Source organism: Stieleria sp. JC731, from assembly GCF_020966635.1.
Taxonomy (GTDB): domain Bacteria; phylum Planctomycetota; class Planctomycetia; order Pirellulales; family Pirellulaceae; genus Stieleria.
This window is the reverse complement of the sequence record NZ_JAJKFQ010000011.1, coordinates 1,435,857-1,459,187: the sequence shown is the minus strand read 5'-3', so window position 1 is coordinate 1,459,187 and position 23,331 is coordinate 1,435,857. Positions and strand designations below refer to the sequence as shown.

General features: G+C 52.8%; 14 protein-coding genes. 9 read left to right on the top strand and 5 right to left on the bottom strand.

All coding sequences use genetic code 11. From position 1 onward, the window contains the following. The first annotated feature begins 335 nt into the window (after positions 1 to 335). Positions 336 to 3,692, top strand: a complete 3,357-nt coding sequence (locus LOC67_RS22105; protein ID WP_230264988.1) for a PVC-type heme-binding CxxCH protein — start codon at positions 336 to 338, stop codon at positions 3,690 to 3,692. 64 nt (positions 3,693 to 3,756) lie between these two features. Next, positions 3,757 to 4,914, top strand: coding sequence for a c-type cytochrome (locus tag LOC67_RS22100; RefSeq protein WP_230264987.1), 1,158 nt, complete (start codon positions 3,757 to 3,759; stop codon positions 4,912 to 4,914). A gap of 172 nt (positions 4,915 to 5,086) precedes the next feature. Here the strand turns inward: LOC67_RS22100 and LOC67_RS22095 are convergent, their stop codons facing one another. Next, the gene (locus LOC67_RS22095; protein ID WP_230264986.1) at positions 5,087 to 6,100 is read right to left on the bottom strand and encodes a hypothetical protein; all 1,014 of its coding nucleotides are present in this window, start codon (positions 6,098 to 6,100) and stop codon (positions 5,087 to 5,089) included. A 568-nt stretch (positions 6,101 to 6,668) separates the two neighbouring features. Between LOC67_RS22095 and LOC67_RS22090 the strand changes: the two genes are divergently transcribed. Next, the gene (locus tag LOC67_RS22090) at positions 6,669 to 7,028 is read left to right on the top strand and encodes a hypothetical protein (RefSeq protein ID WP_230264985.1); all 360 of its coding nucleotides are present in this window, start codon (positions 6,669 to 6,671) and stop codon (positions 7,026 to 7,028) included. Beyond that, the gene (locus tag LOC67_RS22085) at positions 7,028 to 7,429 is read left to right on the top strand and encodes a DUF4430 domain-containing protein (protein WP_230264984.1); all 402 of its coding nucleotides are present in this window, start codon (positions 7,028 to 7,030) and stop codon (positions 7,427 to 7,429) included. The genes LOC67_RS22090 and LOC67_RS22085 overlap by 1 nt, the downstream gene beginning before the upstream one ends. A 353-nt stretch (positions 7,430 to 7,782) precedes the next feature. Here LOC67_RS22085 and LOC67_RS22080 read toward each other — a convergent pair whose 3' ends face one another. Both LOC67_RS22080 and LOC67_RS22075 read right to left on the bottom strand, forming a co-directional pair. Then, a complete protein-coding gene (locus tag LOC67_RS22080) occupies positions 7,783 to 8,550 on the bottom strand; it encodes a LuxR C-terminal-related transcriptional regulator (RefSeq protein WP_230264983.1) in 768 nt (255 codons plus the stop codon). A 316-nt stretch (positions 8,551 to 8,866) separates the two neighbouring features. Next, a complete protein-coding gene (locus LOC67_RS22075) occupies positions 8,867 to 10,534 on the bottom strand; it encodes a ThuA domain-containing protein (protein ID WP_230264982.1) in 1,668 nt (555 codons plus the stop codon). A 308-nt stretch (positions 10,535 to 10,842) separates the two neighbouring features. On the opposite strand from LOC67_RS22075, the gene LOC67_RS22070 reads away from it, so the two are divergent. Then, positions 10,843 to 11,646 (top strand): hypothetical protein, encoded by an 804-nt coding sequence (locus LOC67_RS22070; RefSeq protein WP_230264981.1) that lies wholly within the window; start codon positions 10,843 to 10,845, stop codon positions 11,644 to 11,646. 3 nt (positions 11,647 to 11,649) lie between these two features. Here LOC67_RS22070 and LOC67_RS22065 read toward each other — a convergent pair whose 3' ends face one another. Then, a complete protein-coding gene (locus LOC67_RS22065; protein ID WP_230264980.1) occupies positions 11,650 to 12,240 on the bottom strand; it encodes a PAS domain-containing protein in 591 nt (196 codons plus the stop codon). Continuing rightward, positions 12,240 to 16,295, bottom strand: a complete 4,056-nt coding sequence (locus LOC67_RS22060; protein ID WP_230264979.1) for a chemotaxis protein CheB — start codon at positions 16,293 to 16,295, stop codon at positions 12,240 to 12,242. Before LOC67_RS22060 ends, LOC67_RS22065 begins: the two co-directional genes overlap by 1 nt. A 592-nt stretch (positions 16,296 to 16,887) precedes the next feature. On the opposite strand from LOC67_RS22060, the gene LOC67_RS22055 reads away from it, so the two are divergent. From LOC67_RS22055 to LOC67_RS22040, 4 genes are all read left to right on the top strand, one after another. Next, a complete protein-coding gene (locus LOC67_RS22055) occupies positions 16,888 to 19,659 on the top strand; it encodes a PSD1 and planctomycete cytochrome C domain-containing protein (RefSeq protein WP_230264978.1) in 2,772 nt (923 codons plus the stop codon). A gap of 8 nt (positions 19,660 to 19,667) precedes the next feature. Continuing rightward, positions 19,668 to 21,107, top strand: coding sequence for a DUF1501 domain-containing protein (locus LOC67_RS22050; RefSeq protein ID WP_230264977.1), 1,440 nt, complete (start codon positions 19,668 to 19,670; stop codon positions 21,105 to 21,107). A 306-nt stretch (positions 21,108 to 21,413) separates the two neighbouring features. Beyond that, positions 21,414 to 22,121, top strand: coding sequence for a PEP-CTERM sorting domain-containing protein (locus tag LOC67_RS22045; protein ID WP_230264976.1), 708 nt, complete (start codon positions 21,414 to 21,416; stop codon positions 22,119 to 22,121). A gap of 109 nt (positions 22,122 to 22,230) precedes the next feature. After that, the gene (locus LOC67_RS22040) at positions 22,231 to 23,151 is read left to right on the top strand and encodes a PEP-CTERM sorting domain-containing protein (RefSeq protein ID WP_230264975.1); all 921 of its coding nucleotides are present in this window, start codon (positions 22,231 to 22,233) and stop codon (positions 23,149 to 23,151) included. Positions 23,152 to 23,331 lie beyond the last annotated feature (180 nt).

Genomic DNA, 23,331 nt, shown 5'->3' with positions numbered 1-23,331 from the left:
TTGGATCGCATCACCAGTATGGTGTGTGCTACTCGCGTGGAATTTCAATGAGGGCGGAACGACAACCGTCTTTTTTCTAGCCAACAGCCATTCCCCATTTGTCAAAGCGCTAGCCCGTCGAAGATCACTCGGCTGCAGTCGTGCCCCAATGGCGAATTCTTGTTAGACTGTCCGCGCGTCAACTATGACGCTCCAACGGTTTGCTAAACTAGGCGGACGGACCGATTGAGCCCCTTAACCGCTGGGTATCTTCGGTTCCCTAACTGCTTTCCCACCCAATAAGCTTCCCCCCGAAAGGCCACTTCAACATGATGTGTCAACATCGTTGCTGGGCGATGACGCTGCTCGTCCAGCTACTACTTTTCACCCACTCGATTGGGTCCGCAGCTGACACGAAAAATGTCCTGATGGTCGCCGGTGCTCGGTCCCACAACTATGGCGCCCACGAACACTTTGCCGGACTGAGAATCCTTCAAGACGCGATCGAGAAAAGCTCTGACGCAAAAGTCACGATTGTTCGCCAGTGGCCAAGCGAACAACAAATCGAAGATGCCGACACGATCGTGATCTATTGCGATGGTGGTGGACGACACATTGCGATCGAGCACCGTGATCAGCTTCGCAAGCGACTTAGCAAAGGATGTGGACTGGTCTGCTTGCACTACGCTGTCGAGATGGTTCCGGGTGAGCCAGGTGACGATTGGGTTGACCTGCTTGGCGGACATTTCGAAATCAATTACAGCGTGAATCCACACTGGGTTGCCGAATTTAACTCATTGCCAAACCATCCCATCACGCGGGGAGTGGAATCGTTTTCCGCCGACGACGAATGGTACTTCCACATGCGATTCAAAGAAGGCGGAAAGATCACTCCGATTTTGGCCGCCGTCGCACCTGAACACACCATGAAGCGTCCCGATGGAGCACATAGCGGGAACCCCATCGTGCGAAAGAGTGTTGCCGCCGGAGAACCTCAAACGGTTGCTTGGGCCTATGATCGTGCCGATGGAGGTCGCTCGTTCGGCTTCACCGGTGGTCACTATCACTGGAACTGGGGCAACGACAACATTCGCCGACTGGTCACCAACGCCATCCTTTGGACCGCGGGCTCGGAAATTGATCCGACCGGCGCAAGCTTGGGCAAAGAGCAGGTTGGCTTTGACGACCTGCTTGAAAATCAAGACTACGATCAACCCAAGAATTTCAACAAGGAACAAGTCATCGAGAAATTCCATCTCGATGCGTCAGCCGACAGCAAGGCCAACAAATCTGAAAAGCCTCAAACTGCCAAATCATCGAAAGCACGTCGACTGTATGCCAGTGACGTCATCACCACGAAGACGCCTGGCAACCGAGTCAAGATCGAGGTCCCGATCAACGATGTCCGTGACTTGTACCTAATCGTCGATGACGGAGGCGATGGATACTCGTGCGACTGGGCAGACTGGATTGACCCGACCGTGCACAGCGCCGCCGGTCCCCAGTCACTTGTCGAACTCGGATGGAAATCCGCGACCTCGGGTTGGGCATCGGTTCGAAAAGACGCCAACTGCAATGGACAACGCTGGTCGGTTAAAGGCGAAACGATTGGCAGTCACGCAATCGGTACCCACGCCAATAGCTTGATCCACTTTCAATTGCCAAAAGGCTGCACGAAATTTACAGCCATCGGAGGCCTTGATAACGGTGGAACCGATCAAAACAACGGACAAGCAACCAGCGTCCGTTTCTTAGTCTATGCCGATGCCGCACCGACAACCGTCAGTTCGGTCGCTCGAAACGCCGACAGCGGAGCCCAACGTGAACCGGAAAATGCAGTCAGCGGCATTTCGGTCGCCAAGGGACTGGATCTGACTCTGTCGGCAAGCGAACCGGTCCTGCGAAGCCTGACGAATCTGGACATCGATACCCAAGGCCGAGCCTGGGTGTGTGACGTGATGAACTATCGTGGCAACAACGGGTCACGCCCCGAAGGCGACCGCATTTTGATCCTCGAAGACACCAATGGCGACGGGGTGATGGATGAAACCAAAACGTTTTACCAAGGTCGCGATGTCGATTCGGCGATGGGTATCTGTGTTCTCGATGGCCCCAAAGGTCGAGAGGTCATCGTGACCGCATCGCCAAACGTGTGGCGATTTACCGATGCCGATGGTGACGACATCCCTGAATCCAAAACGGCGATCTTCACGGGCGTTGGAAACCCACAACACGATCACTCCGGACACTCATTCCTGTTCGGCCCCGACGGAAAACTGTATTGGAATTTTGGGAACACCGGAGAACAAGTCAAAGACGCCAATGGAAACACCGTGATCGATATCCACGGTCGCGCTGTCGTCGACAACGGCGCACCGCTTTACGGCGGAATGCCGTTCCGATGTGACCTGGACGGATCAAATTTCGAAGTCCTTGCACACAACTTCCGCAATAACTGGGAAACCACAGTCGATTCCTTTGGCACGATTTGGCAAAGCGATAACGATGACGATGGCAACCGCGGGACGCGAATCAACTTCGTCATGGAACACGGCAACTACGGCTATCGCGACGAAATTACCGGTGCCGGATGGCGTGACGATCGCATGAATATCGAAAAAGAAATCATGCATCGCCACTGGCATCTCAATGACCCCGGTGTTGTTCCTAACTTGTTGCAAACCGGTGCTGGTTCACCCAGTGGCATTTGTTTCTACGAAGGCCGCTTGCTTCCCAAACGCTTTTGGGACCAGATCATTCACTGCGACCCAGGCCCCAACACGGTCCGAGCCTATCCGACGTCGGTCGACGGGGCCGGTTACACAGCCACCATCGAGCCGATCTTGACCGGTACCGAAGATCGCTGGTTCCGCCCCGCGGACGTTTGTGTTGCTCCCGACGGTTCTCTGTTTGTTACCGATTGGTACGATCCAGGTGTCGGTGGCCACCGCCAGGGCGATATCGATCGCGGAAGACTGTTCCGAGTCGCTCCGCCAGATTCGAAGTACATCGTCCCCAACTACGACTATTCAACTGCGGCAGGTGCGGTGAGCGCATTGCGTAATCCCAACCGAGCCATCCAGGCACGTGCATGGCAAACGCTGCACGCGATGGGAACCTCCGCCGAAGCAGAGCTGCTGAAGCTATACGGTGACTCCAACCCTCGATTCCGAGCTCGCGCACTTTGGTTGCTGGGCAAGATTCCTGGTCGCGGCCAACACTATGTCGAAAAAGCTTTGACGGACGAAAATCCCCACCTGCGCATCGCCGCGATTCGGTTGGCAAAACAACTGACCGAGCAACCATCAAGCTGGCTCGGTGACGCGGCTGAGGATGATTCGCCTGCCGTTCGCCGAGAACTGGCAATCGCCTTGCGATACGACGAAAGCCCTGCGATGCCGAAAATCTGGGCCAAACTTGCGACGCAATACGAGGGCAAAGACCGTTGGTACTTGGAAGCTCTCGGGATCGGTAGCGACCAACGCGCGGCCGAATGTTTTGATGCTTATTTGAAGGATGTCAAAGGCCACTGGGATACGGAATCCGGTCGCGACATTGTTTGGCGAGTTCGTGCTCCCAAAGCCGCCGAGGCAATGGTGTCGCTGATCTCTGATCCTTCTCGATCACTGAATGAAACGGATCGTTACTTCCGAAGTCTTGAATTTCACCCCGCTGAAGTTCGCAACGAAGTGCTAAAGCGATTGCTCCCATAGCGACTTGTTGACTTCAAGGTTTAATCGCTATTCAAATCCCCAAAACAATTTCAATAGACCATTCATGCGATACCCAAGACTTCAACTGATCCACACGCGAAGACTAGCGTTTGCCGCAATGTTAGCGCTGACTTGTGACATTCCGTTGGCGACATCAGCCAGCCCCAGCGATGATGCCGCTCTGGCAAGGCGAGACGCGATTGCCGTTCGAGCGATCGAACGCATGCAAGGATTCGATTACCGAAAGCACCCCGAAGTAAAAGCTGCGATCGAACGACAGATCCAACGAACTCAAGGCACCCCCGAATTCATCAAACTGGTGAAGCGTTTTCAGCCTGAAGGGATCGAGCAGCAACTGATCGAAACAGTTTATTCAGAGAACAAATCGGCAGCCGTTGAAGCCGCTGAACTGCTGCTGGATATGGAAGAAGGTCGGACGCTAATTCGAAATAAGCTTGTGTCAAAAGATCAAGCTATCGCGACCGCAGAGGTTCTCGGACTGCTAGGCAACGGCCGATCCGTATGGCTGTTGAGCGAACTGAGTAAGAATGCTGAAGCAGACTTTGATCTCAGACGAGCTGCCGTTGCGGCGCTTGCACGCAGCAAAGGTGGTCAACGAAAGCTGATCGAACAAGCGAAAGACAAATCGCTTGTCGGTGACACCCTGTTGATTGCAGGTGCGATGCTCGCTCGAAGCGACGACGCGGAGATCCGCAATTCCGCTGCTGAAGTGTTACCACAGCCGGCGCAAAAAGATTCACAGCCGCTGCCACCCGTCGACCGCCTAGCGAAGCAAAAAGGCGATGTCGAACGTGGAAAGTCACTTTTCCGCAGCACCGCAACTTGCGCGAACTGTCATATCGTCGACGGCTTTGGCAAAGATGTCGGCCCCAACCTCTCCGAGATCGGAAACAAGCTTTCGCGCGAAGCGATGCTTACCGCAATCCTATTGCCAAGTGCCGGGATCAGCCACAACTATGAAAACTTCGTCGTTCTGACAGCTGATGGGCAAGTCATCTCTGGATTGAAAGTTTCCGAAACGGACGACGAAGTTGTAATTCGAACCGCGGATGCGATTGATCGAAAGATCGCCAGTGACGACATCGAAACGATGAAGAAGAGCGAGAAGTCGATCATGCCAGAAAACTTGCATCACGTTTTTGGCCAACAAGGTTTGGTTGACCTCGTCGAATACATGTCGACACTGAAGAAAGCACAGTAGTCGCCGATTGCCCGCATGCTGTTGAAGTTGCACACAGATGAAATTGTGCAGCACATCAATGACGCCAGGAGTGGAACGATTCCGTTTTCACTGCCTGGCTCTTTTTTTTCAGTCGAAATGATCGTGGTCAGCAATCGTCCGGCCAAGGATCATTCGGCAAATGGATAACCGCCTAGCGGTACTCACCGTGGCAGTTGTCACAAGACTGCATGATGGCGCCGACTCCGTTGCTGATCATGCCATAGTCTTTCAGCTCGACACCACGTTTAACTTCTAAAGCCGCGTCACGCATCGCTCGGCTGTAGGCTTGATAGTCGCCGTCGTCCGCTTCATCCATTCCTTCTTTGATAAGGATTTCGGACAACACCGCCAGCAGCTCCGCAGGCCGCCGTGCGTCACCCGGTTCTGCTTCGACCAGTTCCTTGCTGGTGGTCGCTTCACGCAACTGATCGTTTAGCGATTCTGCGTACTCCATCAGGGGTGCACGATCGGCGATCGAAGCCCAGTCATTTCCGTCTTCGGCTTTCCGACCTCGCAAGCCGCTGCCACTGATCAAGTCTTGCAAGTCATCTTTGCGGGCTCGCGCTTCGTTAAAAACTTGATTGGTACCGGCGTTGCAATTGAATGCCGTTCGGCCCAATAGGTCGCGTGCGGCGGCGGCATCGTCTTTCCAACGCACTTGGCCTTTGTACTCTGAGATCACAGCGAACATGCTGCTGAGCACCATCAGGTCTAATCTCGCTTCTTCGTATCCGCCGCTTTTAAACGGGCCTGGCGTTGTCACTACATTGTCGTAGTGCAATTTCATTCGCTTAATTTCGTCTTCAAGCGAAGTGGCCGATACCAGTTTGTCCCAACTGCCGTCGGGTGCATCGGATTCGCCATTGGTACCGCCGCCGGCATTGGCAGCGACAACCATCTGAGTCTTGCGAAGCGATTGCAGCGAAGGCCTTTCGCCCTGGATCGCGTCACCGATCGAGTTAAAGAAGATGCCTCGAGTCGAATTGTCGTCAAACTTCGGGGCAGGGGCCCGTTTGTCGTCCGCGACCAGCACAACGTTGTAGGCCACGACAGATAAACCGAGGACAGAAGCCAGGACCGCCTTTCGCTTACCTGAACAGATGCTTCGTAAGCGTCCGGATTGTAAAGCCCCAGACTGTGCGACATTTTGGTTTCGGGTACGCATTTCGCAATCGATTGATCTCAAGGGATGGTTCTCTTCCTTCAATGTAGCACTTCGAAGATGCCGCTGTTCAGGTGCCGATAAAACTCTATACACCTGCAGAAACGAAATCACGGAACGTGTTCGGAAAAACACTGCGAGGGCAATTGTGCACCTTCATTGGGGCAGTTTCCCTCGCCGTTTTTCTCCTGCGAATTGGCTTGTTGGCGTTCTCTAGATAAATCGCCAGCGTTGATGATGCCGCAATGGCGTTGATGCAGGCCAGCAGTACCTCTGTCAGTTGAATTTACTCGGTTGGCATTTCGAACATTTTCCACGAAACCGGGTCTTTCAATGTAGATCAGTTTGAAGGACCAAGATCGAGCAGCGGAGCTCGAATCTGAACAGTTAACCCCAATCAAGGGGTGCCCCGGAAATTAGTAACGGCACCAACGATATGCCGGTCAGTCATCGACGACGCGAAAGTCAACGCGTCGCGCCACGGATTCGTGCGAAACTGGCCTGTCACCCCGGGGTTCAAACCAATGCGAATGGATTCCCAACAATCATAGGAAGAGGGGGAGTTAATACCATGAGTGAAATGAACGCAGAACGCGTGACGTGTAAATGTCCACGAGGCCACAAAGTCCGTGGCGGTAGCGAACTGATCGGAAAGACGGTTCGATGCCCACGATGCAAAGAGAAGTTTGTCTTCGGCTACCAAATTCGTGAGGCCGTCACCGATACGGCTGTTGTACGCATGTTGGGCGACGCACCGGCGATTCCCGCCGCTCCGGTGGCAGAAGAACCGAGCTTGCGACCATGCACCCGTTGTGGTGTGGCAATTTCGAAGAATGCGAGTGTCTGCAAACACTGCAACTGCTATGTTGGACACCTGCCAGACTTCTTTGCCCGTTTGAATGCCACCGGTGGTGGGTCGAACCATAACTAATGATACGTAGACAGTTGATGGCGATGAGCGCTTTCCTGCTCGTCGCACTCGTCCTTGGATGTACCAGTCAGACCGAAACAGAAAGCACGGTCAGGCCACAACCTGATGGGATAGTTTCGATAGAAATCGATCCGGGTGACGGAAACGTGATCACCGAGGACGTTGAAAACGTTTCCGATGGTTCAACACTTGAAACCGTCATGCAACGGGTTGGGACTGCCCAAATCGCTTTCCGCGGCAGCGGCACCACCGCATTCATTGAATCCATTGACGGAAAAGGCACAACCTCAGGAATGGGGTGGACCTTTAAAATCGATGGCGAGTTTGTCAATCAAGGGATCGGTCAGACCGAATTACACCCTCCGACAACAGTCACCTGGAAGTACGGGACTTTCGAATAGTTCCTGGAACACAATATCTCGGGTATTCTTGTTGAACACTGTGCGTACACGTTCAACAAGATTGGGGCGAAGATCTTCTTCAGATTAGCCGGTTGCTCGTTAGCCCCGGTTGCCCGAGCGAGAACCGCCGCTAACGCGGTGCGGCTCATAGGTCGCCTTCTGTTTCAGATTAGCCGATGGGCGTTAGCCCCGGTTGTCCACGCCATAACCGCCGCTAACGCGGTGCGGCTCATAGGTCGCCTTCTGTTCCGGATGAGCCGATGGGCGTTAGCCCCGGTTATCCGTGCCATAACCGCCGTTAACGCTTTGCGGATTATAGGGCTTTAACCCTACTTTTCCGATGGAACGAAACACTAGACCCCCAGATCGCCAAAGCCTTTCTCTTGGAGACGGACCAGAAGCTTGATCATCTCGAGCGGAGATCCGACGCCCAACTCCTGAAGAATCGTGTTGCGATGATTTTCGATCGTTCGCTTCGAAACCTCACGCTCCTGAGCGATCTCCATGGCCGTCATACCTCGTGCGAGCGAAATCGCAATTTGGCGATCCAGTTCCGGCAGTTCGTTGAAACGGCGCCATTGATCGGCAAGCAAAGCCCCCTTGGCGATTTCGTTGTCCGAATCGATGAAGGTCTTCTCAACTCGCGTAATCCCAAGAATCGCGAACGATCCCTGCCCCACACCAATGAGTGATTTTTTCGCCGTCCTAAATAGTGACAACTGCCCTTCTGAATCTCGACCGTAGTGTTCAAAGAGCAGTTCCATGCAGCCTTCAAGAATCAATCTGTCGGAGGCTTCGGAAATCGGAATGATCGTTTTGTGCAAAAACGATGCGCCGAATCGTCCGACGGGCAATTCATCTGGTGTGAAAACACGCCGGTACGCTTCGTTGGAACAAAGCAAACGTTGGTCGGCTGACTTGACGTAGATCAGATCAGACTCTGTGTTGATTAACGGTTCGAATGAGTCCCCTTTTTCAAGCGCTGCGGCAATCATCGCGGCGATACGATTTGCCGTTTGAACGAACTCGATCAAGCTTGAAGTGGAATGCGGAACCAAATCCACGCCTGTTTGAAGAACAGTCGGGGGTACAGCGTCATTGCCGGAAAATTTGTTTAGCATCGAGGGGGTTCCGCAACACAGCTTCGCGACGATTTGCACTCAACTCGCGAAATTTATTAGGGGATTCACTTACAAGGTGAGCAGCACCAAAAATCGTGGTGTACCGTCATTGGTAGTCCGGAAGGGGCCCGACCTAGTCTTCGGGGCAATGTGACTATACAGGCGGGCCCATTCCGACTTTTCTGTGATCGCACACCATATGTGCGATTTCACAGACGCAAGTCACGATTTTGGGATGCGAACTCGATGACGAACAGGCGTTCGTTTCGCTTCACCTTAAACTAACTTTAAAAAGGCACGATCGTCAACAAACGTTCTAGTGTGACGCCGGGATTCTCGGCTCACATCGTTGATTAATGACGTTCGTCAGCATCTGCACAAATGGGGCAGAAAGGAAGTCTTTCTCGTGCCCTAGAGACGTGTAGAAAGACCAACCGCCATCGGATCGCTGATAGGTCCATGCGACGGGCTCTTCCTCTACTCCGTTAGCTCGGCCGACCGCGAGAACCTGCGTTCCATCGGCCAGTGGACGAACCTTGTACAGAGATCCACCCTGCTGAAAAGGTTGCCTATCAACGCCCTGCAGCAGGGAACTGGTCATCGGGTTTGTCGATTGACCTTTCTCCTGCCCCGGTTCGCCGACGAATGAGACCAACGACGCCAAATTGTTTCCGTGATGATTGGTGTAGTGCCCGCCAAAGACCTGCGAATCAAATTCCGGCCACTGAGCAAACTCCGCTTTGGATTCCTGTTTAGCTGATTCAGGATTTCTTAGGCAGAACGCATGACTTGCCGTACGAATTCCAATCACGGGCTTTCCCAATTCGATGAATTGCCGAACCAACTCCAACTGCTTGATTGGCAATAGCTTTCTTCTGACGCTGACAATTAACAATTCCGCTTGCTCCAATTGTTCTAGCCCTACAAATCCATCTGCTGCATCCAGCGATTCAAGCACGTAGACAACCCGGTATTGCTTGCCCAAGTTTTCGAGCGCGTAAGCTGGAAGTGACACAGCAGTGTTGTATTCCGATTCACCGATCATCATCGCGATCGTAGGTCGATCGTCATTACGGAAACGATGTGGGCTGCCACCTAGAATTTGATCACTGCTGATGGTCGGGCATACCGTTCGCTCGATATAACTGACAATCAGATCCGTACCGGTAAAGTGACTGACATAGGGCTTCGCCGCCGGGTTATACATCGTGTCGGTCAGGTCGCGGACCAAGACGACATTCATACCGTTCTTGGCCAATTGCCTTAACCCAAAGGGACGCCCCAACACACACATGTTGGTATGCACACCGACCAACATCACGTTCTTGATGGATCGGTTTTCCAAGATGCTCCAGATCTCATCACCTCGGTCGCTGATCCAATCCGATTGCGGATCAATTTGCAGCAGGTCCATTTGCTTGGTCCAGGGTGCGTCTGGATTCCGGCCTTGCATCAGCAACGTATTTCTCCATGCCTCGTGCTCGCCTTCGGTATCGTCTTCGCCGCCATCGGTTTGGTCGATCGGATACTGCTGAGCAGCTTCTTCCGCAATCGAATAACACCACTTCGTTATATCGTCGGGAAGTTCGTCCACCTTGGGCTCGCTAATCGATCGCTGCCTCGAGGGGTGATTTTGATAAGCATCCATACAGCCACTGGGAGCATGGATGACCGTCACACCTTGATCGCGGAGCACATTCATCAAGCGATTCATGCGGGGCGCCATTTCAGTCGCCCGCTGGACAGCACGATAACAGTGATGCGAATCCCACATGTCGCAAACGATGATTGCTGTTTCCTGAGCCTTCCAAGTTTGCTTATCGATCTTCGGCAAATATGGCGAATCAGATGAATGCCGATCCTGCGACCTCAGCTCCACTGCGATCCCCATCGGCTCGGCAGCCTTTAAGCGGCTACACATACAGAGACAGCTTGCGTAAGTCAGAACGAACGCGATGACAATGGATCTATAGCGATGGTCCATTTCGGATTGTTTCAATTCGGTGGTGGCGGGGAGGTCTTGAGGAAATACCGATAGCTTCGACCTATCTAGCGATCGGAAAAGGCAGCATCACGATAGAGATGAATCCCGTGAATCGCGGCCAGCCTCTGTATCATACCTGATCTCGCCACTTCGCAGTTCAGGCGGACTTCGCAGACGCCACAGGCTGCATCATCCCGATCTTCCGCCTAGAAACGTTGGACTTGATTTGACAAGCCGACGACACGCAGCCCAAAATAGACACGCTGCCTATAACTACTCCAAAATTCAATTTCAACAAGCGGACACCCATGTTCAGAACTCTGCTGATCGCCGTCGTTTTTGCCACAGTTGGCAATCAACTTTTCGCTGCAGAGCCGCCATCGATGAAAGAGTCCGACGATGCGAGACTGGAGTTCATGCAGCAATCAGGTGCAGCGTACGAAGTCAAAGACGCTTCGGGAGATCCTATCAAATTCATCGAACGTCCCGTTCTTCGTTGGACCAATCCAGTCAGCGGCGTTCACGATGGTGGCCTGTTCTTTTGGGCAAACCGAGAAGGACGCCCTGTTGCCGCGGCACAAGTCTTCCTGATCCCAAAGTCAGAACGGCTCTGGCTGCATGAATTTCAGTCGCTGGGGACAGCACCGATGACATTTAGCCACAACGGTCGAAAAGCATGGACGCCCAACAAGCCTGGTATCGAATTCAAACCAATTGCCAACGACGTGGCCCCTCGTGCTTCGACTGCCATGCGGCTATTGCAAATGCGTCGCATCGCCCAAAGATTTTCGGTCGGCGATGACTTTGAAGGAACCAGTGAGTACCAGCTCGAACTGATGTCCAAGCCGCTCTATCGATACAAAACAGAGAACGTCGTTGACGGCGCCGTTTTTGTGTTCGCTCACGGTACCGACCCAGAACTGTTTGTTCTGATTGAAGCGCGCAAAGGCGACGAAGAACAACCGCAATGGTATGTGGCGTTGGCGCCGATGACTTCCTATGCACTGGAAGCACGATTGGACGAGAAACCCTACTGGAGCGTGCCCCATCGCGAGGCGCCGCACCCTATCACCGCCACGTTTCGCAACTTTCTTTATCCACCGACGAACTGAAGGTCAGTCAGCCTTCTCGGCCCGACCGAATCTTTCTTCGTGCACTTGTTTCATGCGTGTTCGACAGGGCTCACAGACACCCCAGATCAGACTTGGCTGTGCATTTCCCGCAAGCGTGTTGTCTTGCAAAACGAGCTGGTCCGCCTCTCCCCAAGTTTTGTCGCTCAACTGAAACAAGTTGCACATGCTGCATTGTCGAACGATGCGGCTCCCGGAATATGCACGCCCGACTCGGATCTCGCTTTCGCTCCGCTTAACGATCTCTTCCGTTCGACTGACGAACAAGATACTGCCATCGTCGCGTTTCGACATCGACATCCGCATGTACCGTCGGAATAGCGGAGAATCACAGCGAAAGGGAAAGACGATTTCAAATCCGTGTTTGCGGACTTGTGCAATCAATCGCTGGTAAATCGTTTGCAAATCGGGATCACGTATGTAATCCCAGATCGGTTTGCCGATTACCGACTCGGGACGCAATTTAGCGCCAGCATCATTTGAAACCGCAAACTCCGTCCACTGATCGTTCAGATCAAGCAAACAGTCTTCTTTATCGATTGCGTATTGAACCACTGGTAGTTGGACAACCATCATTACCGCTCCAGCAAGCCGATCAGCCGAGCGATCGTTCGAATGAACAGCGTTCGGTTGATTGGCTTGGCTAAGTGTTCGTCACATCCAGCTGCCAAAGCTTCGGCACGATCCGATGCCATTGCCGAAGCGCTCAAAGCCAAAATGGGTCCAGCATACCCTTCGCTACGCATTTTTGTTGCTGTCTCGTACCCGTCCATTTCTGGCATCTGGATATCGGTGACAACACAATCAAACGGGTCCGCTAACTCATTTGCGGCACGGGCTTTGTCTAGCCCATCTTGGCCGTTTTCTGCGGTGGTCACGCGTGCCCCCGCATCTACCAAGATATGTTCCGCGATGAACCGGATGTCGCGCCGATCGTCGATCACTAGGATTTTCTTCTGATTCAGACTCGGCAGCTGTTTTTGACGAAGCTGTGGATCTTCGATCGTTTCCTCCGCCTTTCCTTCGATCCACGGCAACCGCACTGTGAACGTGGATCCTTCCCCCAGCTTGCTTTCGACGGAAACATCGCCATCCATTTGGCTGGCCAACTGCTTTGTAATCGTCAGCCCCAAGCCGGTACCTTCGTGTCGACGGATCGAAGTGTCGTCTGCCTGGCAGAAAGGTTGAAACAATTGCGGCAGAGACTCCTTCGCAATCCCACAGCCATCGTCGCTTACGGCAATAACAAAGTAATCTTCGCAACGCGAACAACGCAGTGAAACGTGCCCGCCGGCGGCAAATTTCACCGCATTGGTCAGCAAATTTAAAACGATCTGACGCAGGCGGCGACGGTCGCTGCAGATACTTCCCTTTGCTGATTCATCGACTTCGAATTGCAGTTCAACTTGTCCACGCTCTGCTTTGGGCAAGACAGTGTTGTGGCACTCCATCAACAGCGATGGCAGATCGAAGTGATCCTTTTCTAACTCCAAGTTACCTGATTCGATCTTCGACAGATCCAGAATCTCGTTGATCAGATTTAGCAGGTGCTGACCGTTGGTCCGAATGATGTCGATCGCACTTCGATTGTCGGGATCATTCAATTGCTCATCCAGAATATCCGCGAATCCCAAGATTGAAGTCATCGGGCTGCGGATCTCATGACTCATCTTCGCAAGAAAGTCACTCTTCGCACGGTTCGCGCTCTTCGCCGATTCGACCGCCGCTGCAAGTTCCCTCTCGGCACGTTTAAGCGATGTCACATTGGCTGCGGAAACATAAAAGCCGACAACGCGTCCCTTTCGGTTGATGTCAGGAATGTACGAAACGGCAAGATTGATCGTTCCCTTCGGCGTCTTTAACTCTTGGTCAAAGTACTGCGAATGTCCTTCGAGTACGGATTTGATGTGCGGCTGGCCGTTCGCGTACGCTTTACTGTCAATGACATCTTTGACTTTACGGCCAATGACTTCATCTCGATCTCGTTTTAGCCAATCGAAATAAGCTTGATTGGCGTACTGGTAAACTTCATCACTGCTGACATACGAGACCAAAATCGGTACCGCATCGATCGCACGCTGCAACCGGCGTTGATATTTCTCTGCAAGACGACGTGATTCGACCAACCGAGTGATATCGGTCAGTGTAAGGATCACACCGGCGATCTGTTCTTCGATCTGGTAGGGATGAAGTCGCAGCACGTAGTGATTGTCATAACGATCTTCGACCTCTTGCTCGAACTTTTCACCGTCATGAAGAACCTTCGAAGTTAGCTCCGTTAGATCATCGATATTCAGCGTGTGCGAGAACGAGGAAAGCGAACGCCCGAGGTCTTGTGGGCGGAGATCAAACACCGTCGCGACACGGGGTGTGAAACGTCGAATCGCCAGTGAACCGTCTAGAAAGATGGTCCCGATATCGGTGCTGCCGAAGAGGTGATTGATATCGTCGTTCAGTTCACGAAGTTCCGCATTCTTGCTTTGGTATTCAACGTTAACGGTATGCAGCTCTTCGTTAACGCTGTTCAGTTCCTCGTTTGTGCTCTGCAATTCCTCGTTGGATGAAATCAATTCTTCGTTGGTCGATTGCAATTCTTCATTGCTTGATTCCAGTTCTTCAATCGTGGCCTGCAGGTTTTCACGGGAGTGACGCAGTTCGTCCTCAAGTGTCAGAATTCGTTCAGACAATTCGCGATCATCTTTTTCGATCTGAACCGTCGCAGCATCGGCATCACGATCAAGTACTTCAAGGCGTACCGTTTCTTTGACAGTGAAACGAATAAGGTAAAGTGGAACTTCCTCTGACGCCCCCGGGACCGGGTCCATCACAATATCCAGATCACCCAAATCTCCATTGGGAAGTTCTACTCCGGTGACAGGCAGCCGGACCTTCGTGCGATCCCTCTGCACACGGCGAAACAACGCTGAAAGCGGTGCCTGCAGGTCCGCTGGCGCGACGTCCAGCAAGTCGTTACTGAACAATCGTCGTGGGACGCGTAGATACCGTTCGATTCCTCCAAAGCTTTCCAAAACCTGTCGATTCGAATTAACAAGCACCGTCGCCGGCATTACGTGATCAAGGATGCGATCGTAATTCCGCATTCGCTCGCGCTGCGGAGATCGATCGGACTGGAATGCGTAGGGATCGACATTCAGCTTTGGTTGTATCTGCAACGGAAGATCAATGCCTTGCGGCAGTCTGGCGTTTCGGCGTTTGGCAAACACCTTGCACTTTTCATCGATCGTCGAAAATTCATTGCTTAGCCTTCCAGTCGTTTCGCTCGGACCGAGGAACAATACACCTCCTTGCCGAAGACCGAAGTGAAACATCGAAAGTGCTTTTCGTTGTCCATGCGAATCGAAGTAGATCAAAAGGTTCCGACAAGAAACCAAATCGATGTCGGTAAACGGAGGATCCTGCAGGATGTTGTGGATCGCGAAAACGACCGAGGAGCGGATGTCTTTTGAAATCAGGTAGCCGTCGCCACTACGGACAAAGTATTTCTCAAGTCGATCCAGCGATACGTTTGTCAGCGTTTCAGAACGATAGTAACCTTGAGCCGCGATTTTGATTGATCCCGGATGCACATCACTGGCAAACACTTTGAATGAGACAGGTGACTGCAGACGCTCGCGCGCTTCGTGCAGCATCATCGCCATCGAATAAGCTTCTTCGCCGGTCGCACACCCGGAGACCCAAACACGCAAACCTTTTTTCGGGTCGGCATCTTTAAACAGCTTGTCGACAATCTTCTCTTGCAAAAGATCCCAACAAGACGGGTCTCGGAAGAACTTTGTCACACCGATCAACATGTCGCGGTAAAGTTCATCAACCTCGTCCGGTTCCGCTTGCAGGACAGCAACGTATTCCTTCAGCGATTGCACACCACGCATGGCCAGGCGACGATCCAATCGTCGGGTCACCGTTGACGATTTATAGTTCGCAAAGTTGATGTGACAATGATCGCGCAGCAACCGAAAAATCTGTTGCTGCTCATCGTCTCGGTTGTCCCAGGTTCCCAGATCGTCATGCTCAGCGAACCAACAGGCCAACTGATTAGCCATCGATTGCGGTGGAAGTGTGTAATCAACGATACCAGTCGCGGCAGCCGCATTCGGCATGCCGGAGAACTTCGCCGTTGCTTCGGACTCCACAGCGACAACGCCACCAGCTCGATTGATCGCCACGACACCGCGCGAACCGTCGCTTCCGGTTCCTGACAAAACCACGCCGGCCTTGGCAACGCCTGGGACTCGTGCCAGAGAACTGAAAAATCGATCGATCGGCAGATGGGGCAGTTCACTGCGGTTCTGATCGTGCAGTCGGATCGTCAACCCGTCAAGCGTTACTTCCTTTTTCGGAGGCATCACATAGACGTGATTCGTGTGCAACTGCTGCCCTTCCTGGGCAATCATTACTGGCATATCCGTGTGCCGCTTCAACAACGAATCCATCATCGTTTCGTGGTTGGGCGACAGGTGTTGGACGACGACAAAGGTCGCCTTCAATGAGTCATCGACACCATCGAAAAAACGCTCCAGCGATTCCAGTCCGCCCGCGGATGCTCCAATCCCAATGACAAAACTGGGGCTGGTGACTTGTTCTGGCGTATCGGTTGTATCGTGAGGCATGTGCTGAATGATCTTCTTTCAGAGCGGGTGCAGAATCTTATCTGCGGCAGTCACCGAGAATTGTATCGGCATGAATACGGATTGAACCCCCACTACCTCTTTCATCTCGATCGCGATTGGTCATGTTCGGCAGGCGGTCTTTGACGTGCATGCGCAAAGCTTTGCCTAACTGCGAATTCGGAAATAGAGGCACTTTCAAGTCGTCTCGCTTCCTTTTGCGTGACCACGGATTGTCAGGTCGGTTGGTCCATTTGCGTCCAAGCTCCTCCGTATCGTTTTCAATTGGTCGATAATCGATCTGTTTGGACGTGATATCTGTCAGCACACCGCGATAGCAACTTCGTTGCCAGAAACCCTTGATCCGAGGGAACAAGGCAATGAATTTGCAAAAAACACACTCGTTGCTTGTCATTCTGATTCGCACCGGACTTCGGCTAATGTTTCCTGATAGAAATCGGAGTTCAATGCAGGGCGATTCAATGCTGGGCGATTCGAGGAACGGTAAACTAGAAATCACTCCCACCTCGGGGCTCGCCCTAAAAATTTCTGGCTCGCCCCCACAAATCCCCCCACCTGCCAAAACGAGCATCCCATGTCCTCTCGTTGGATGGCCGTTGCTGTGTTCGTTTGTGTCGGATTTGGCACCACAACGAATTCCGATTCAGTTACTGCGGCGGAGAAATTCTCGCGTGCTGAGATCGAGTTTTTCGAACGCGAAGTTCGGCCCCTACTGATCGAACGATGTTTCGAGTGTCATTCGGCCGAAGAACACGATGGAGGGCTTTCGCTGGACTCAAGAGCTGCGATTCTGTCGGGAGGTGATTCGGGTCCAGCGGCTGTTGCGAAGGCTCCCGATCAAAGTCTGCTGCTTCATGCAGTCCGTTACCAGGACCAAGCTTTGCAGATGCCTCCCCAGAACCGCCTGGATCGCTCCGAGATCCAAGTCTTCGAAAAATGGATTCAGCTTGGATTGCCAGACCCGCGTTCTGATTCACTAGTCGATGTCCATGTGACGACCACCGATGAACAACTGATCGATCCGCAAGCCGATAGATTCTGGGCTTTTCAAGCACCGCACGCACAGTCGCCTCCTGTCATGCATGACGCCCAGTGGCTTCAATCCCCCATCGATCGCTTCATCCTTGCGAAGCTTGAAGCGAATGGAATCAAGCCGTCGCTGAAGGCTGACAAGCGAGTCTTGATCAGAAGAATCTACTTTGACTTGATCGGACTTCCGCCGACGGAGCAACAGGTTCAGGCATTTGTCGAAGATCCCGATGACAACGCCATTGAAAAGCTTATCGATCGTTTGCTGGCGTCCCCAAGCTATGGCGTTCGCTGGGGAAGGCACTGGCTGGACGTTGCTCGCTACGCCGATTCAAACGGCTTGGATGAAAACCTGGCTTTAGGAAACGCTTGGCGGTATCGAGACTATGTAATCGAATCCTTCAACGCCGATAAACCATACGATCAATTTGTCATCGAACAAATCGCCGGAGACTTGGTTCGCGGCGCTGACCAGGACACGATCGCCGGGACTGGCTTTCTGGCACTCGGCGCAAAAGTGCTGGCCGAGCCTGATCGTGAAAAACTGGTGATGGACACCATTGACGAACAGATCGACACGCTTGGCAAAGCTTTCTTAGGAATGACGCTCGGATGTGCCCGTTGTCACGATCATAAATTCGATCCGCTAACACAAAAGGACTATTACGCGCTCGCGGCAATCTTCAAAAGCACGAAAACATTCGGCAACACAAACACCGGTGCGATTAAGCATTGGTACGAACACTCGATCGCTAGCCCGGCGGAACTACAGAAACTCGTGACCATCGACGCCGATATCGCAAAAGCCAAACAAGCCGCAACGAGTTTCAAAAACAAGCATATCGCTGCACTTCGCGACAAGGCTCGTGAAAACGTTGCCGATTACTTAGTCGCCGCGTTACAAATCCAACCATCAGACTCGTTGACGAAAATTCAATCGATTACATCGACGTTGGGACTGCACCCTCACATTCTTCACCACTGTCGACGCCATTTGCAGTTTCACCGCGCGGATCCGTTGTTCGAACGCTGGCATCAATTCAATCAGCGATCAGATCAAAGCAGCACAGACCTCGAACAACTTCGTGAGTATTACCGAGCAGCTTTCGCATCAAAATCCAAATCGGAAAACAGAGGTGGTTCAGACACCATTCCCGAAAGCCTCTTCAAGGCTGCTCAAGAAGCACTTGCCGATACAACAGGCCTAATCGCTGTTCCGGCCCAACCTCAATTTGCATTCGATAGCGAAACGCTTGCCGAATACAACCGCTTGATGGAAATCGCAAGAGTCCTCGAAAGTAAAGCTCCTGACGAACCGGCGTTGATGGGTGTCAGCGAACAGGCAACCATGGAATCTGTTCCGATTCACATTCGCGGCAGCCATTTGAACCTTGGCGACGAAGTCAAACGTGAACTGCCCGATGGGCTGCGAGTCAGCCGAACGCGTCCAATTTTTCCAACAACCCAAAGCGGTCGATTGCAGTTGGCACAATGGCTGGCCGACACTCGAAACCCTTTGACCGCACGCGTCTTCGTCAACCGCGTTTGGGGCTGGCACTTCGGACAACCCTTGGTCATGACCACCGAAAACTTTGGCTTGCTTGGTGATCGCCCCAGCCATCCGGAACTACTGGACTGGCTGGCGATCGAATTCATGCGTTCGGGATGGTCCGTCAAAAAGTTGCATCGGCTGATCATGCTTTCGAGCACTTATCAGATGCGATCGGAGCCAGCCGCAGAAGCGGACATTTCGACTGACCCAGAAAACCGTTTGCATTCTCACGCCAACGTCCAACGACTGTCCGCGGAATCGATTCACGATTCAATTTACTTTGTCACCGGCGGACTCGATCGGCAGCTTGACGGAAAGACGGTACCGCTTCGAAATCGTCAGTTCGTCTTTGATCACACCTCGATCGACCACACAAAATACGACAGTCACCGACGTGCCCTGTACCTACCGGTCATCCGCAACAATGTCTACAGCTTCTTTACGCAGTTTGACTATCCGGATCCCACGACACCGACAGGACATCGCCAACAATCGATCGTTGCACCTCAAGCTCTGTTGATGATGAATAGCCCTTTGGTCGTTCAAGCTAGCGAAGATTGGGCTGAGCAACTACTGGCGAGCGAACTTTCGAATCAGCAACGTATCGCTTCGGCGTATCAAGTTGCCTTCGGTCGTCCTCCCTCGGAAACTGAGTCTGCCCGCGCCATGCGGTTTATCAAAGAAGCGAGTGACTCTGAAAGGCAAGCCTGGGCAATGTTCTGCCAAAGCATGCTTGCGGCAAACGAGTTTATGTACATTCGATGAGGCACGTTATGCAGAGACCTTCACAGCCCAACGCTTCATTCGATCGTCGCTTATTGCTTCAACGATGTGCGGTCGGTTTTGGGCATCTGGCGTTTTCGTCCATGCTGGCGACTTCAGGACCCGCTAACGCCGATGATGTGAATGCGGGTCGAGCGTCTTCCTCACTCGACCGGCCACACCATTTGCCACGTGCGAAACGAGTCATCTTTCTTTTTATGAAAGGCGGGCCATCGCATGTCGATACGTTTGACCCAAAGCCCTTGCTAGATCGTGACCACGGCAAACCGCTGCCTTTCGACTTGCCTCGCGTCACGTTTGCCAAACAAGGCAACCTTCTAAGAAGCCCTTGGAAATTTCATCGCCATGGCGAAAGCGGACTGCCTGTTAGCGAGCTTTTTCCAAACGTCGCCAAGCATGCGGACCAGCTTTGCGTGCTGCGATCGGTCCACGGAACCAACCCGGCACATGGTGGTGCTTCGTTAAAGCTGCACACTGGGACGGATCAATTCGTAAGACCGAGTATGGGCAGCTGGCTGGTCTACGGACTAGGAAGCGAAAATTCAAACCTTCCGGCGTTTATCACCATCTGCCCCACCCTTGCACATGGCGGTGTAAATAACTGGGGCGCGGCGTTCCTTCCGGCGCACTGCCAGGGGACTCCCATCGGGAACGCGAGCCAACTTGCGTCACGATCGCGAATTGAACACATGCGACATCCGGAGTTGTCGATCGAGCAGCAGCGTCGACAGCTGGACTTCATCTCGGCAATGAATCAGGAACACATCGCGATCACCGGATCGAACAAAGAACTGTCAGGCAGATTGAAGTCATTCGAGTTGGCCTTTCGGATGCAAACGGAGATGCCTTCGATCCAAGATTTATCTAGCGAAACAGCAGCAACTCAAGCTCTTTATGGGCTGGATGACCCCGTGACCGCCGACTTTGGTCATCAATGCGTGCTGGCGCGACGCTTTGCGGAACAGGGCGTTCGCTTTATTCAGGTCACGCACAGTGATAGCGAAGTTCAATGGGACCAACACGGTAACCTTTATCAGGGCCATGCCAAGAACGCTGCCGAAGTCGATAAGCCGATCGCTGGCTTGTTGACCGATTTAAAACAACGAGGGTTGTTGGAGGATACGCTGGTGCTATGGGGAGGCGAATTCGGTCGAACGCCCACGGCACAAGGCAACAACGGACGTGACCATAATCCTCACGGCTTTACGATGTGGATGGCGGGCGGTGGTGTCAAAGGTGGCTTCGCGTATGGCGCGACCGACGACTATGGATACTACGCCCAGCAAGACAAGATGCACATTCACGACTTGCATGCCACGCTACTGCATCTGATGGGCATCGATCACGAACGTCTTACCTACCGGCACGCCGGTCGCGACTTTCGACTCACCGACGTCGCCGGCAAAGTCGCGAAAGCCATCTTTGCGTGAGCGATAGCGCGATCAAGTAAAAACGGCTCGGTGTTTACCAACCAAGCCACTTCTAAATCGAAGGCGTCGAATACATCTTTTCTGCGCATTTTCGCCAAGAATGCACACCTGTTCGGCTAGCTGTGGCGGAATCGGCAAGTGCCTTCGTTTGATTAGCCGGCGATCTTGGCAATGGCTGCAGAAACCACCGTATCCGGCGAATGCGAAACTTGCAGAACCGTTCGCACAGGGCTACCATTCAACCCCTCTGTAAAATTCCGCGTGAATTATCTAACTGTTAAATCTTCGACTTCGCGAGGTTTCTGCATGAAACGCCTCTTCAGCACTTGTCTATTATTCGCCTTATCTCTGGGGCTTTCGGTTCCAGCAACAGCTGCAATTGTTCAAATCCAAGGTGGGCAATCAACAGCTCCAGCAAATTGGAACGTGATGGGCGCTCCTGATGCTGACATCATCGGAATGATCGATTCGGAAGGTAACGCGACAGGCATCGATCTGATCACCGATGACACCGATCGGTTTAACGGTATCAACAGCAACGGCTCGACCGCCGCTGGTATCCCTCCGGAATTTCCAGCACAGGTGACAGGGAATAGCTGGTACGGGAATACTTCGACGTTTGGGGGAGGCATCTTTCCAGAAGTTCTCTGGACCTTCCAAAACCTCGATCAAAACTCCACTTACGATTTTACCTTTTACGCATCGCGTACTGGTGTCTCTGACAATCGCGAAACCACCTACTCATTGACGGGTGGCAACACCGGATCAGCCTCGTTGGCAGTTTCTAACAACATTTCCGAGACAGCCTTCGTCGGTGGAATCACTCCAGATGCACTGGGTCAGATTCAATTGGTAATTGGTCCAGGTGCCAACAACGACAATGGCAATGGATTCTTCTATCTGGGCGGGATGACGATCACGTCAGTCACAGCCATTCCTGAACCATCTTCATTGTTTGCTTTGGGAACGATCGCCATTGGTGGTCTTGTGCGTCGACGCTCTCGTCAACGCTAAGCCTCTTCAAGTACCAACGATATCCCAACGCGGTTGAAAACACACAGCCGCGTTGGGCGTCTTTTGGCCGTAAGTTGTCTCCCCACCTTCCGCTAGCTCGCCTCTGCCGATGCCTCCCTTTACTCAACTCGTTCGTCTGAACGTCTGCGTTTTCTCGCTTTTGTTCACATTCGCTGCGGCGACGAACCAAAGTTTTGCGGAAGACCCGTTGAACTTGCTGTTTTTCGGAAACAGCTTCACCATCGGCGACAACGTGCCAAATGCGGTGGGTCGAATTGCGGAGGCAGATGGTAAGGCTCGTCCAACGATCGTCGCCGATTTGGCTGGCGGGCAAGATCTCGATTACCACATCGGCCAAGTCAATTCGGCACCACAAAACAATGTGTTGTCGTCAGCGATCGGTGCGGGTCAGTTCGACTTTGCGATTCTGCAGGGATACAGCACCGAGGCGACTCATTTGCAGTCACCCGCAACGGATTTCATTCCTGACGCGGTTGCGATGAGCAATCTGCTCCGTAGTTTTCCAACAGCATCCGATGCGGGAATCATTTTGTTCGAAACATGGGCACGTGAGGCACCCCACAGCTTTTACTCTGGCACCAACCCATCGTTCGCCAACCCTGCAGCAATGCAAGCTGAGATTCGTGACAACTATGCCTTAGCGAGCGAGGCAATCAACCAAGCCATCGGTCAGTCGGTGGCAGAAGTTGCCCCTGTCGGCGACGCCTTTGAACAAGGTGGCTTTGATGGATTTCTTTACGCCTCGGATAATTATCACGCTTCCAGACAAGGATCTCGCCTAGCTAGTCTTGTGATCTATCGATCGATCTACAACGAAAATGTGGGAGACATTTCCTACGACAGCGTCAGCAGTTGGGCAAACGTCTCGAGTTCGGAATGGTCAACGCTCACTTCCTTGGCTGATTCCGTGCAGATCACCGCGATTCCGGAACCGTCAATTGTGGCTCCGTTGATGTTGCTCTCATCTTGCTGCCTGTTGAAACGAAAGCGAAAAACGACTGCGGTCTGAGTACCAGTGCCGTGGACTGAAGGCGAGCACCGCTTGGCTGCCCAAAATCGTACTCTTACTCAGGCCTCAGCCGGTACTCGTTTCCTCGTACTCGAAGTCCCAGGGTCGCGTTGGTTTTTCGTCGGCGTGATTTTTGGCCGTTGTCGAAGTACGAGTACCGCTTCGCTGAGCACGAGCGGT

Excerpts from the sequence above, each read along its gene's own strand:
- LOC67_RS22090 (WP_230264985.1), top strand. The coding sequence starts at position 6,669 with ATGAGTGAAATGAACGCAGAACGCGTGACGTGTAAATGTCCACGAGGC.
- LOC67_RS22085 (WP_230264984.1), top strand. The coding sequence starts at position 7,028 with ATGATACGTAGACAGTTGATGGCGATGAGCGCTTTCCTGCTCGTCGCA.
- LOC67_RS22045 (WP_230264976.1), top strand. The coding sequence starts at position 21,414 with ATGAAACGCCTCTTCAGCACTTGTCTATTATTCGCCTTATCTCTGGGG.
- LOC67_RS22060 (WP_230264979.1), bottom strand. The coding sequence starts at position 16,295 with ATGCCTCACGATACAACCGATACGCCAGAACAAGTCACCAGCCCCAGT.
- LOC67_RS22080 (WP_230264983.1), bottom strand. The coding sequence starts at position 8,550 with ATGCTAAACAAATTTTCCGGCAATGACGCTGTACCCCCGACTGTTCTT.
- LOC67_RS22050 (WP_230264977.1), top strand. The coding sequence starts at position 19,668 with ATGCAGAGACCTTCACAGCCCAACGCTTCATTCGATCGTCGCTTATTG.
- LOC67_RS22040 (WP_230264975.1), top strand. The coding sequence starts at position 22,231 with ATGCCTCCCTTTACTCAACTCGTTCGTCTGAACGTCTGCGTTTTCTCG.
- LOC67_RS22100 (WP_230264987.1), top strand. The coding sequence starts at position 3,757 with ATGCGATACCCAAGACTTCAACTGATCCACACGCGAAGACTAGCGTTT.
- LOC67_RS22065 (WP_230264980.1), bottom strand. The coding sequence starts at position 12,240 with ATGATGGTTGTCCAACTACCAGTGGTTCAATACGCAATCGATAAAGAA.
- LOC67_RS22105 (WP_230264988.1), top strand. The coding sequence starts at position 336 with ATGACGCTGCTCGTCCAGCTACTACTTTTCACCCACTCGATTGGGTCC.
- LOC67_RS22075 (WP_230264982.1), bottom strand. The coding sequence starts at position 10,534 with ATGGACCATCGCTATAGATCCATTGTCATCGCGTTCGTTCTGACTTAC.
- LOC67_RS22070 (WP_230264981.1), top strand. The coding sequence starts at position 10,843 with ATGTTCAGAACTCTGCTGATCGCCGTCGTTTTTGCCACAGTTGGCAAT.
- LOC67_RS22055 (WP_230264978.1), top strand. The coding sequence starts at position 16,888 with ATGTCCTCTCGTTGGATGGCCGTTGCTGTGTTCGTTTGTGTCGGATTT.
- LOC67_RS22095 (WP_230264986.1), bottom strand. The coding sequence starts at position 6,100 with ATGCGTACCCGAAACCAAAATGTCGCACAGTCTGGGGCTTTACAATCC.